Origin of the sequence: Vibrio sp. 14N.309.X.WAT.E.F5, from assembly GCF_030397615.1 — a bacterium.
GTDB lineage: Bacteria > Pseudomonadota > Gammaproteobacteria > Enterobacterales > Vibrionaceae > Vibrio > Vibrio lentus.
Window position 1 is genome coordinate 50,597 of record NZ_JAPNXR010000018.1, and the last position, 12,371, is coordinate 62,967.

Genomic DNA, 12,371 nt, shown 5'->3' on the forward strand with positions numbered 1-12,371 from the left:
AAGTATTTGAATTATTGTGACAACAACTTGTACTACTTGGATTGTAGGTTCGAGTTTGTAATTAAGTCGCAGGTAAGTAAGGGATATGAGGTCAACAGACCGTATTAGTATTCCGTAGAGAGGGATAATGACTAAAGGTATAGATAAATACAGTATCGACAGTACGGATTACACTGTCGGTCAAGATAACGTCCAAAAATGGGGCTTTGATGTTCATAACCCTGTATTTGGTATTAGCGCAGGCCTAATTACTTTGTTTTTGATCGGTATTCTTATTACAGATACCGCATCAGCAAAAGCAGCACTTGATGGTGTTAAAGGCCAAATCATCAACTCGTTTGATTGGTTGTTCATCTGGTCTGGTAACATCTTTGTTATTTTCTGTTTAGGCCTGATTGTTTCGCCATACGGTAAAATCCGCCTTGGTGGCGTTGATGCAACCGCAGATTATTCTTTTATGTCTTGGCTATCGATGCTGTTTGCCGCAGGTATGGGTATCGGCTTGATGTTCTGGAGTGTGGCAGAGCCAGCAGCATATTACACCGGTTTGTATGAGACTCCGTTAGGTGTTGAAGCGAATACACCAGAAGCGGCTAAGCTAGCACTAGGTGCAACCATGTATCACTGGGGACTGCACCCTTGGGCTATTTATGGTGTTGTAGCGTTGTCACTTGCTTTCTTCTCTTACAATAAAGGTTTGCCTCTTTCTATTCGTTCTATTTTCTACCCAATCTTGGGTGATAGAGCGTGGGGTTGGGCTGGTCACATTGTTGATATTCTAGCGGTTCTTGCAACGCTGTTTGGTTTGGCGACGTCGCTGGGCTTAGGTGCGCAACAAGCAGCAAGTGGTATCCAACATGTCTTCGGAATCGAGGCTGGCTTAGGGCTACAAGTTGTTGTTATTACCGTAGTAACCTTATTAGCGGTCGTATCAGTGCTTCGCGGTATTGATGGTGGCGTTAAAGTTATCAGTAACATCAACATGTTGGTTGCTTTCCTACTGCTTATCTTAGTGGCTCTAATTGGCTATGCGGTGAGTTTAGGTTCTATCCCAACAACCTTTATGGCATACGTTGAAAACATCATTCCGCTGAGTAACCCTCATGGTCGTGAAGATGAAGCGTGGATGCACGGTTGGACGGTATTCTACTGGGCTTGGTGGATTTCATGGTCACCATTCGTAGGTATGTTTATCGCTCGTGTTTCTAAAGGTCGTACTGTTCGTGAGTTCATCACAGCGGTTCTGATTGTTCCAACGACTGTTACTATCATTTGGATGTCAGTATTTGGCGGCATGGCGATTGACCAAATCGTGAATAACGTGGGTATTCTTGGTCAAGATGGTTTGACTGATGTATCACTAGCGATGTTCCAGATGTTTGATGCTCTACCGTTCGGTACGTTGCTATCAATCATTGCGGTTATCTTGGTTCTAGTATTCTTCATTACATCGTCTGACTCAGGCTCTCTAGTAATCGACAGCATCACCGCAGGTGGTAAAGTTGATACGCCAGTGCCTCAACGTGTGTTCTGGGCGTTCCTTGAAGGTGCGATCGCTGTGGCTCTATTGTGGGTTGGCGGTACAGAAGCAGTACAAGCTCTGCAAGCAGGTGCTATCTCGACAGCATTGCCATTCACCATCATTCTATTACTGATGTGTGTGAGCTTGCTAATGGGTATGCGTACAGAAAAACGCTAACCTTTAAAGCTAAAGTTGACCGCGATTTATAGACGGTCGAATGCTAAATAATAAGAAGGCAGGTGAGGAAACTCTCCTGCCTTTTTTACATCTATTTTTCTATCTATTCCAATACCTATTTTACCGTATTGAAGCTGACATATTTTCTAATAACCATACACTTAATAGCGCCGTGAATTTGGCGAAAAGCCAAGGAATTGGCATAAGCTAAGGCCATGGTTTACATAAAAATATATTCCAATATTAAATTGTGAAATCGCTCGAATTTAATACTGATATTGGGTAGTATGCGCGAGATTTCCCACCACTCGTGAAACTTTGACATGAAACTAACACTAAAGCAGAAGTTGATAGGTGCTAGCCTATCTGCTGTTGTCGTTATGGCTACAGCGTTGACTTGGTTGTCAGCAAACCAATTATTTGAACAGACTCGTAATGGCGTATACCTACGAGCTGAAAGCGTATCAGAAGCAGCATCTGAAGGTATTAAAAACTGGATTGATATCCGTACCGATATCGCATCAGCATTTAATGACTTTTCACGAGAGGATGATGTTGTTCCTTTCCTTAAACAAGCTCGTGTAGCGGGTGGTTTTGACGATATCTTTTTAGGTACTCCAGAAGGCGGAATGTACCGTTCACATCCTGAACGTAATCGCGCAGGTTACGATCCTCGTCAACGTCCTTGGTACCAAGAAGCAAACGCAGCGGGTAAGCAAATCATCACGACTGCTTACCAAGATGCGATCACTAAAGCATTGCTAGTAACAATTGCAGAACCTGTGCGTCATAACGGCAAACTTGTTGGTGTAGTAGGTGCAGACGTACTGATCGATCAATTGGTTAACGATGTAATCAGCCTAGATGTTGGTGACAACGCAAACGCGATGCTAATTGATGCCTCTGACGGCACATTCCTAGCACACCCAGATTCAGCATTGAGCCTTAAGCCGGTAAGCCAGCTTTCAAATGACATCTCTATGCCTATCATTGAGAACGCAGTGCGTACTGGTAGCATCGAGATCATCAAAGAGCGTGGCGCTGAGAAGCTGCTTTACTTCACTAAAGTTCCTAACACTAACTGGATCTTCGCGGTTCAGATGGACCGAGCGACTGAAGAAGCGAACCACTCAACACTGCTTACTCAGCTAATCATGACGGCTGTTGTAATTACGCTTATCGTGATCGTATTAGTTTCTTGGTTAGTGAGCTTCCTATTCCGCGACCTAAACCGTGTTTCTGCTGCACTTGAAGAAATTGCTTCAGGTGAAGGTGATCTTACTCAACGTCTTGAGCCTAAAAGCGATGACGAGATTGGTCAGTTAGCTGCAAACTTCAACCGTTTCGTGGGCAACATGCACACTATGGTTATTAAGCTAAGTGAAGTGTCTGCTGCGTTGGGTAACCAAGCGCGTCAAACGGCATCACAAGCTGAAGAGCGTAGTGCTCGCATCCAGATGCAACAAGACGAAATCAACATGGTCGCAACAGCCGTTAACGAAATGGCTGCAGCAACACAAGAAATCGCGGGTAACGCTGACCACACTGCACAGAACTCATCTGAAGCGGTTGGTGCGTGTGAGCACGGTACTGGTCAAGTGACACAGACTCAAAGCTCAATCCAAAACCTTGCTCAAGAAGTTCAAATCGCAACGAACGTGATTCTTGAGCTTGAAGAGCACGGCAACAGCATCAACGCTATTTTGTCGAACATTCAAGGTATCGCTGAACAAACGAACCTACTTGCACTAAACGCCGCTATTGAAGCTGCACGTGCGGGTGAGCAAGGTCGTGGCTTTGCGGTTGTTGCTGATGAAGTTCGTGTTCTGAGCCAACGTACACACGGTTCAACGCAAGAGATTCAACAAACTATCGAATTGCTGCAAGGTACTACAGGCAAAGCGGTTAACATCATGAATGATAGCCGTACGCTTGCTGAAACCAGTGTTGATGACGCTAACTCAGCGGCTGCAAGCCTAACGCAAATTCATGCTGCCGTTGAACGCATTAGCGACATGGCAACACAGATTGCTTCTGCTGCAGAAGAGCAAGCATCAGTAACGTCTGAGATTACTCGTAACACTGAGGGAATCCGTGACGTGTCTAACGAGCTAGCAGACGAAGCACACCAAGCGGCAGAGCAAGCAGCGCAGCTGTCTGAACTGTCTCACGAGCTAGAAAGCGAAATTAGCCGCTTCAAGCTGTAAGCGCTAACTTGTTATTTAAAAGCCGAATGTGATTATCACATTCGGCTTTTTTGTGCGTGCTAGTTAGAGGTATGAATCCAAACTAGTTGTTCGGGTAGCCTAGGAATTTAGCTTTAAGTGCTGCGCGAGTAGGGAAGTACTGCTCCATAAATTTAACCATCTCAGGGTCGTTAGCTTGCAGCTCTGTGAACGTCGCTGAGCTTAACTCTTGCGCGTTGTAACCCTTAAAGTTGAGGTCGTAGTAGGCATAAAGAGAGTAGGCTAGGTATTCTTGGTCGTACGACTCTGCGTCTAGATCAGCTTCAACAATCGTCGAGTCTTGGCCGTTAGGAAAGTAAGAGCCCGAAAGAATCGCTTTCTCATTCAGTTCATCTAACTCTTTTTGCATCACGCCCCATTTTGATGAAGGTGACTGAACCGCTAAATTCATCACACCGTAATCGTGTACAAAGTGGATGATTTCTTCAAACGCGGCGTCTCTTTTCATTGCCAAGTCCGGCTTGTTCTCGCCTGTTGTCGTGTCTGTAGTTTCAGTCGCGAACAGATCTTGGAAACGGTAATTCTCATCTAAGAAGTCACCACCATCTCTGTCAGACCAATCTTCATCGTAAAAGAAACCCATGGTCGCCTTGCTGTCGTAAATTGCCTTAGTCACTTCAGCGGGGAAGCTATCAAGGTAATACTGCATGATGTTCTTAACATGCGCGACCTTTGCTTCCGAATTGTTTACAGCTTTATCTTCAATCAACAATGGGATCTTATAACCGTGTGCTTCTACGCATGTGCGTTGTTTGATGCCTTTCGCGAGCAGGTCACCAGTCGTGTTGGAGATAACTGAACAGTCATTTGTTGAGACTCGGGCGAATGTCTCGGAGTTACTTTGAGCGAAAGATGGAACAAATTGAATCCCATTGCTCAAAGTGCTACCAACTCGAACATAGAGGTTCATTGGTCTCATTTGGTCGATGTTAAATTTGACACCAGTAGCATCAAGAATGAATTGCTTATTGATGGGCACGGTGTCATCTTTTTTCCATAAAACAACGTTGTTTATATTGTTCTCAACTTCAGCAATAGCAAGGTCTTCAGGTGTTGTTGTTGATCTAAAGTCTTCGTAATAAATATTGAAGTTTTCGACGTCGAACGTTTTGCCTGATGAGTTTGTTGCCGTGACGGAGAAGGTGATATCTGCATCGCTTTGGGTTTTATAATTGCGCTCAGGAATACCGTGAACTTGCGCGAAACTGCCGTTCGCTTTCTGTGTATTACCATACTGAGTAATATCAATGTTCACGTTTTTGTCCGTACCTGGGGTAATCGACTTAACACTCAAGTGCAGAGAATAGTTGCTCCCTAAGGTAACAACGGAGCTTGCGCTTGATGCGTCGATGACACCCTTTGAGGCGTTAGCGGTCTTGCCACCGCTACTGCCACCACCGCACGCAGTGAGCATCGTAGTCAGAACAAGAGTTGGAATAGTGAGTTTGTATACCATAGGGAACCAAGTTATCTGCAAGCAATAAAGCCTGCATGTTACAAGAAATGGTATTGCCTCTTAGTAAGCTTTTGTAAGTTGTGTATTGGTAATGCTTACAAATGAACTCGTGATAATTGATTATCTCTATCAATTGTTCGATGTTTTGCTCTAGAGAGGGTTAAGTGGGCCAGCCTCAGCCAGCCCACTGAAGAGCAGTGTTTAAAAGTGCTCTTTCGCTACTTCAATCGCTTTGTTCAGATCTGGAACCATAGTGAGTTCCGGAACTCGCTGAATATGAATAATTTTATTGTTTTTGTCGACAACGAAAGTCGTACGAGCAAGTAAGCCAAGTTCGCTGATTTGCGTGCCTGACTCAAATCCAAATACGTGGTCTTTTGCATCTGAAAGCAAAGTGAGCTTGTCGGTAATGCCTTTCTCTTTCTTGAATCGATCTAGAGCGAACGTTGTATCTGCACTTAAACCGATGAATTCAATGTTATTTGTTAATGCAGGGTTCGCTTCTACAAAGTTAGATAGATCCTGTGCTTGCTGGTCACATACCGGTGTATCAACGGATGCTAAAACGCTAAAGATACGAACTTTGTCTGTTTTTGCCGTGGTGTCGTATGGTTGATTTTGGTTAGTCATCAATGTGACCGAAGGTAGGTCATCACCCACAGCCAAATTGTTACCAACTAGATTGAGTGTTGTGTCGTGGAACAGGGTCAGTGTGTTGTCTTTGCCTGTCGGAGCCGTCTCGCTGGTGGTTAGGTAGTCCGCAGCGGTAACTGTTGTTGTCATTGTAAGTATTAGTGCAGCTAGCGTAGTTAGCGTTTTTTTCATGTTTAGTCTCTTGAATTTGTTTGATTCGGCCCTGTGTTTAAGCCGAGCGCACTCTAGCTAGATCCTTAAGGTTTTGTTCAAACAAATAGATAATGAAAACCAAACTAAAATATTTAATTCATTTATATCAACGGATAAGGGAGAAATAACACCTATTTAAAACGAGAGCTTGCATAAGCTAAGTATTCTCGATAGCTGTACGATGCGAACTTCGGAGCTGTCACTCCTTACCTTGTATGACTGTAAATAGTTACGCGCTTTATTTTTGTAGATGATCGAAAAATCCGTTTCGAAGATGCCATTTTTGTTTTGAGTTATCGTGATATCAATATGGCTAGCCTTACAGTTTTTGTATGAGTTTAATCTTATTATTCCCTCAATAGTTTCAAGATCTATGGTTTCAGTATAATCGACAAGGTTGTATGAAATGTTTTCAGTTGATACCGAACGTTGATTCATGCTCTTGTCAATGCTGTTCGTGTTGTAGCAACCTCTTATTAACGATAGAGAAGTAATGCCGAGCATTAGCATCATTAACTTTTTTGGGCGTGCATACTTTTTGTCGCGTTCGGGCGAAACGTCTTTGTTAGCATTCTGCTTTTCGGAGAACTGTAATTCTTGAGTTTGGCAATCAGCCGAGTCGTGATTTTCTATTCTGAGCTGACCTAACTCATCGGCTTGTTCATCCGTGGTTGTATCTTCCAGTAAATAGCCAGCTTTACTGATGGTTGTCAGCTTAATATTGACGATTCCAATCGTATTGAGTGCTTTCCTTAGTGTACTGATTGTATTCGTGAGTGATTGATCGGATACGATAGCACCATTCCAACACTCGGAAAAAAGTTCATCCTTACTAATACAACGGCCACGATGAGTATCTAGATAAAGTAAAACAAGAAAAGGTTTTGGCCTTAATTTGATTAAGGTGTTGTTTTCTATATTGGTGATTGAACGATCGCTTAGGTTGATATGTAACTCGTCATTAATTACTAGTGAATTATCGTTATCCATTCTATTTCTCAAAAATTAATTATTGTCGTCGTTATTGCGCTTAACCTATTTGCCGTCGATTCTATTTTTTTTCCTAGTTTTAGCCATCAAAAATCAGGTTCGTTTGAAAAATATGTGGAATGTAGATTTGGTGTGTTTTTCGTTATTTTTGCATGAGGTGATTTAGGTTTTGTCTACGTAGTATCAACGGCTAATTCATGGATAGAAGATCACCAGTTAGAGGGATAATCAGTAGCGTTGCTTGTTTTGGAGTAGGAATGAAAGTCGTTTCTAAAGAATGTGTTACGAATACCTTGGATGGTATTGAAGAGTATAAACAACTAGCTTGTGTCGAATCACAAGGGTTGGATGTGATAAGCCTGTTGATTCGATTGTGTAACCTACGCAGCAAAAACATCTCTGAGGGCGATCGACAAACCTTGATGGATCACATTAAAGAGTTGGTAGCGGCGGAAGTGGTGTTTGCTCAAAATATGGAGTTAGAAGAAGCGGAAGCGATATTATTGGATTCGATGAAGTTGTTGTGTAACACAAATCAACCTAAGTGAGATCGCCCTATGCTTGAGTGGAACACAGACAACCATCGATATGAGATGACAGTGCTTGGGTATCAAGTACACAGCGTATTTCAATCCATCAATCACGACAGTCAAACGGTGTTTGGGTACGAAGCGCTTTGCCGTATTGAGATGCAAGGAGAGCGCGTCGACATAAAAAAGTTTTTCAAGATACTCGAAGACTTTGGCGAAAAGGCGGAGTTTAGATTCAAGTTTTTCCTGAACATTATGCATTTGAGGAATTTTAGAAACTCGAATATTTATGATCGAGAAACCAAATTATTTCTGAATCTGACTCCCTGTTTTTTCAAATATTTCGCACATGAGCAAGACTTAGACAATCTGTACCTTCCACTGATCAAACAAGAGCAAGTGGACTTGAGCCAGATTGTTGTTGAAATCGTAGAGGATTATTGTCCTCTGGCGGATATTGAAAGCTTACATAAAGGTACGGCCTATCTAAAGAGCATAGGTATATCTTTCGCGTTAGACGATTTTGGAACTGGTTGGTCAGGCTATAGCCGTATGGCGGTGGTACAACCTAACTACATCAAAGTAAGTCGGGAAATGTTGATTGAATTTGGCCTGAACGAATTGAAAGAAAACAACCTCCTTGCAGAGCTCGATACAATAACGAGTTTACAAGGCATTAAAGTCATATTCGAAGGTATCGAAAACAGCGACAACCTCAAAACGGCAGCTCGATACGGTGCAGATTACTACCAAGGCTATTATTTAGATTTTCCCAAGTCATACCCAACGAATAAGCTTGAGTAATCATTCTTATTTTACCCTTCGCCTTCTTCGCCAAACCTTATGATTTGAATGTCGCTTTGGGCATTAACTCCGATATTAATAACCGAATGAGAGTTATAAATTCGGATTGATGGATTGCGGTGTTCAGAGAAAATCAAAGATGACGGGCAATAAAAAGCCCGAGTATAAACTCGGGCTTTGAATGATTTACTTAAGCTGTGAAAGCAGGCTAACTAGATTGCCTGACGAAGTTGGAAATAACGTCCTTCTTCGCTTAACAGTTTCTCATGAGAGCCGTTTTCAACAATCTCGCCTTGTTCAATCAGAACGATCGAATCCATCGATTCCAGACCAATCAAGCGGTGCGTAATGAAGATAACCGTCTTGCCTTCAAAGTGCTTCTCGAACAGTGCCATGATGCTGTGTTCTGTTTGCTTATCTAAGCCTTCTGTTGGCTCATCGAGAAGCAGGATAGGGGCATCATGAAGAATGGCACGTGCGATACCAATACGACGCTTCTCACCACCAGACAGTTGACGACCACCGTCACCTAACCAGCTATCAAGCGCGTTATTCTCAAGCAGCTTCTCTAGGCCAACGTCTTTTAGGATATTCGCTAAGTGATCATCGGTCGCTTCTGGTCTTGCAATCAACAAGTTGTCACGCAAAGTGCCATTTAGAATATCGACACGCTGGCTTACCACACTGATTGATTCACGAAGCTGTGATTCGTTCCACTGCGTCAGTTCAATGCCCGCGATAGAGATGTAGCCCTTTTTAGGATCCCAGTAGCGAGTCAGAAGCTGAATCAGAGTCGATTTACCAGAACCCGTTTGACCCACAATCGCAACCTTGTTCGTTGCAGGAATCGTTAGGTCAACAGCGTTCAGAACACTACGCTCAGAGTCAGGGTAGTTGAATGTCACGTTTGAGAACGTAATATCCAGCGGCTTGTTGATGTCGAGTTTCTCTTCAGCAAACTGAACTTCAGGCTCCGACAGAATAACTTCGTTCAAGCGACGAGCAGAAGACAGAGTTTGACCTAAATGCTGGAACGCACCTGCAATTGGCATTAATAGCTCGAAGCTTGCCATAGTTGCGAATGCCATTAGCGCGATGAACGGGTCTGGTGCATTACCACCCACGCCATCAGCCGCAAGCCAAAGCATAAGAACCAGCGTCAAACCGTTGAACAGCATCAGTGCTGCTGACGCCATACCGGTTAGGTTGGCATTCACAAACTGATTCGCCATCAACTTTCGTTGAGTCTCTAGAATCGCATTGCGGTAACGTTCTTCTGCACCGAATAGAGTCAGTTCGCTGTAGCCTTCAATCCAATCTAGTGTAGTCACACGAAGATCAGCTTTGTTTTGTGTCAGTTCACCGCCGTTACGCTTGCCCAATTTGTAAAACAAGATTGGCCAAACCAACAGCATGATCAGAAGGATAGAACCCAAGATCAAACCAAGCGAGCTATCGAACCACATCAAGAACAGAGTCAGGAAGAAAATCCCGAACACACCAACCGTCACTGGGCTTACTAAACGTAAGTACACGTGATCCATGGCGTCTACATCAGCAACTAAACGGTTGAGTAAGTCTGCGTCACGAAGGTTTGAGATACGACCTGGGATCAGCGGAGCCAGCTTCTTGAAGAAGAAGATACGCAGATCAGTTAATAGTTTGAATGTCGCATTGTGGCTGACAACACGTTCACCCCAACGACCCGCAGTACGGCTCATTGCCAAACCACGTACACCACCACCCGGTAGCATGTAGTTGAAGGTTTCACGCGCAATCGTAAGGCCTGCAACCGCAGAAGCTGAAATGAACCAACCCGATAGCGTTAACAAGCCGATAGAAGCTGACAGAGTAGCAAAAGCCAATAGCATGCCTAGCGATAGGCCAAACCAATGCTTTTTATAGAGTTTCAGGTAAGGCAGTAAATCACGCATCTAAATTACCCTTATTATCTTGTTGAGCTAAGTTCGCGTTCAGCATCTCTTCGAACAAACCACCCGCAGTTGAAAGCTGAGAGTAATGACCTTGTTCAACCAGACCACCATCACGCATCACCAGAATATTATCGACTGATTTAAGAGGAGCGAGTTGGTGCGTCACAAGTAGGGCAGTGCGGCTTTCAATATTGCTATTGATGCCTTTCATCACTAACTGTTCACTACGAGTATCTAGGCTGGCAGTTGGTTCATCTAACAACCAGAACTGGCCATCTTGAATCATTGCGCGAGCCAAAGCCAAACGTTGAGATTGACCAACAGACAGGCCGCCAGAGCGATCAGAAATCATGTAATCCAAGCCGTGTTCGTTAACGAACTCACTAGCAAATGATTGCTCAAGTGCATTCTCGACAACTTGGTCAGCAATATCGTGCTTACCAAGAGTGACGTTGTCACGAATGCTGCCGTGCAACAATAATGGGTTTTGACCAACCCAACTAATCGTTTTACGCCAAGAGGCCAAGTCGAGGTCACGCAATTCAATGCCATTGATTTTCAAGCTTCCTTCATAAGGCATGAAACCAAGAATGGCATTGATCAAACTTGTTTTACCCGCACCACTTGGGCCAACTAACGCAGTTGATTGGCGAGTGTTCAATGCGAACGAGATAGGACCAACCAATTGAACACCTTCAGGGCTTAACACTTTTAGGTCGGTAGCTTCAATATTGATGCCTTGAGCCGGATCGAGTTGAGTGTCGCCTGATTTAACCTTAGTGATGTCTGTTTCTAGGAACTCGACAATACTTTCAGCTGCGCCAACTGCTTGTTGTTTCGCATGGTAGAAAGTACCTAAGTCACGCAGAGGTTGGTAAAACTCTGGCGCTAAGATAAGGATAAACAAACCAGCGAATAGCGTAATGCCTGCACCGTAGTGGCCGAAGTTCAGTTCACCGATGTAGGTGAAACCAAAGTAAACAGCCGTCATCGCGATAGAGATAGACGTGAAGAACTCAAGTACCGCTGAAGACAAGAAAGCGATTTTCAACACATCCATGGTACGCGTTCTGAACACTTCAGATGCACCTTTAAGTACCTCTGTTTCAGCGTTGGTGCGATCAAATAGACGGATAGTCGTCATTGACTGTAAACGGTCGTAAAAATGACCTGAAAGACGCTGCAGCGCTTTGAAGTTTTTACGGTTTGCATCGGCCGCTTTCATACCAACAAGTGCCATGAACATCGGTACCAGTGGAGCAGTAATCAAGAAGATCAGTCCTGCTGCCCAGTTTACTGGGAACACCACAACCAAAATAATGAATGGAATCATTACCGACAGAGACATCTGAGGCAGGTAACGAGAGAAGAAGTCTTGCATGTCTTCTACTTGTTCTAGCAGCAGCGTTGCCCACGTACCGGCAGGTTTACCTTTAATGTAAGCAGGGCCTAACTCACGTAATTTATCTAGGATGAGTTGCCTTATGTAGACACGGATTTGTTCACCACAGCGATAACCTGCGATTTCACGTCCCCATGTACAGCCAGCACGGCCAACGACCGAGAATGCTAAGCCTGCGAAATGACCAACCAGTTCAGATTTATCGACATTTTCGATGATCAGCTGGTGAAGAATAGAGGCGAGAAGAGCTGCTTGAGCAATTAAGAACACGCTTGAAAGTACGCCAAGGCTAATCGCAATCATAAGCCAGCGTTTCGCTAACTTACTCTGTTGCTTAAGCCACTTGTTCAAGCTGCGTTGTTTTTTCTTATCCATTATGAAGGCTTAATGATAATTATTATTTGTTGAGGGCGGCTAGTATACAAAAGAAAGCCCAGTGGATATACCACTGGGCTCTAGGGATT

9 protein-coding genes are annotated in these 12,371 nt (G+C 43.8%); 4 read left to right on the plus strand and 5 right to left on the minus strand.

The window, feature by feature from the left end; genetic code table 11:
* Positions 1 to 127 precede the first annotated feature (127 nt).
* Complete coding sequence (locus OW495_RS17530; RefSeq protein WP_099165416.1) at positions 128 to 1,699, plus strand: BCCT family transporter; 1,572 nt, start codon at positions 128 to 130, stop codon at positions 1,697 to 1,699.
* A 323-nt stretch (positions 1,700 to 2,022) separates the two neighbouring features.
* Positions 2,023 to 3,906, plus strand: a complete 1,884-nt coding sequence (locus OW495_RS17535; protein WP_017110946.1) for a methyl-accepting chemotaxis protein — start codon at positions 2,023 to 2,025, stop codon at positions 3,904 to 3,906.
* Between the two features lie 82 nt (positions 3,907 to 3,988).
* Here the strand turns inward: OW495_RS17535 and OW495_RS17540 are convergent, their stop codons facing one another.
* From OW495_RS17540 to OW495_RS17550, 3 genes are all read right to left on the minus strand, one after another.
* Positions 3,989 to 5,401, minus strand: a complete 1,413-nt coding sequence (locus OW495_RS17540; protein WP_102512640.1) for a hypothetical protein — start codon at positions 5,399 to 5,401, stop codon at positions 3,989 to 3,991.
* Positions 5,402 to 5,602: 201 nt separating this feature from the next.
* Positions 5,603 to 6,226, minus strand: coding sequence for a redoxin family protein (locus OW495_RS17545; RefSeq protein WP_102512639.1), 624 nt, complete (start codon positions 6,224 to 6,226; stop codon positions 5,603 to 5,605).
* A gap of 156 nt (positions 6,227 to 6,382) precedes the next feature.
* Positions 6,383 to 7,237, minus strand: coding sequence for a winged helix-turn-helix domain-containing protein (locus OW495_RS17550; protein ID WP_102512638.1), 855 nt, complete (start codon positions 7,235 to 7,237; stop codon positions 6,383 to 6,385).
* 257 nt (positions 7,238 to 7,494) lie between these two features.
* On the opposite strand from OW495_RS17550, the gene OW495_RS17555 reads away from it, so the two are divergent.
* Both OW495_RS17555 and OW495_RS17560 read left to right on the plus strand, forming a co-directional pair.
* On the plus strand, positions 7,495 to 7,785 hold the full coding sequence (locus OW495_RS17555; protein WP_065111134.1) for a hypothetical protein: 291 nt from the start codon (positions 7,495 to 7,497) through the stop codon (positions 7,783 to 7,785).
* 9 nt (positions 7,786 to 7,794) lie between these two features.
* Positions 7,795 to 8,571: an EAL domain-containing protein gene (locus OW495_RS17560; RefSeq protein ID WP_102311464.1), complete on the plus strand. Its 777-nt coding sequence runs from the start codon at positions 7,795 to 7,797 to the stop codon at positions 8,569 to 8,571.
* Positions 8,572 to 8,783: 212 nt separating this feature from the next.
* Here the strand turns inward: OW495_RS17560 and cydC are convergent, their stop codons facing one another.
* Positions 8,784 to 10,505 carry a cysteine/glutathione ABC transporter ATP-binding protein/permease CydC gene (cydC, locus tag OW495_RS17565; RefSeq protein WP_102512637.1) on the minus strand — a complete coding sequence of 574 codons (1,722 nt, stop codon included), beginning with the start codon at positions 10,503 to 10,505 and terminating at the stop codon, positions 8,784 to 8,786.
* Positions 10,498 to 12,282, minus strand: a complete 1,785-nt coding sequence (gene cydD, locus OW495_RS17570) for a cysteine/glutathione ABC transporter permease/ATP-binding protein CydD (protein ID WP_102512636.1) — start codon at positions 12,280 to 12,282, stop codon at positions 10,498 to 10,500. The genes cydC and cydD overlap by 8 nt, the downstream gene beginning before the upstream one ends.
* Positions 12,283 to 12,371 lie beyond the last annotated feature (89 nt).

Bases quoted from the DNA above. Each gene is read 5' to 3' on its own strand.
- OW495_RS17530 (WP_099165416.1), top strand. From the start codon at position 128: ATGACTAAAGGTATAGATAAATACAGTATCGACAGTACGGATTACACT.
- OW495_RS17555 (WP_065111134.1), top strand. From the start codon at position 7,495: ATGAAAGTCGTTTCTAAAGAATGTGTTACGAATACCTTGGATGGTATT.
- cydD (WP_102512636.1), bottom strand. From the start codon at position 12,282: ATGGATAAGAAAAAACAACGCAGCTTGAACAAGTGGCTTAAGCAACAG.
- OW495_RS17540 (WP_102512640.1), bottom strand. From the start codon at position 5,401: ATGGTATACAAACTCACTATTCCAACTCTTGTTCTGACTACGATGCTC.
- OW495_RS17545 (WP_102512639.1), bottom strand. From the start codon at position 6,226: ATGAAAAAAACGCTAACTACGCTAGCTGCACTAATACTTACAATGACA.
- OW495_RS17535 (WP_017110946.1), top strand. From the start codon at position 2,023: ATGAAACTAACACTAAAGCAGAAGTTGATAGGTGCTAGCCTATCTGCT.
- OW495_RS17560 (WP_102311464.1), top strand. From the start codon at position 7,795: ATGCTTGAGTGGAACACAGACAACCATCGATATGAGATGACAGTGCTT.
- OW495_RS17550 (WP_102512638.1), bottom strand. From the start codon at position 7,237: ATGGATAACGATAATTCACTAGTAATTAATGACGAGTTACATATCAAC.
- cydC (WP_102512637.1), bottom strand. From the start codon at position 10,505: ATGCGTGATTTACTGCCTTACCTGAAACTCTATAAAAAGCATTGGTTT.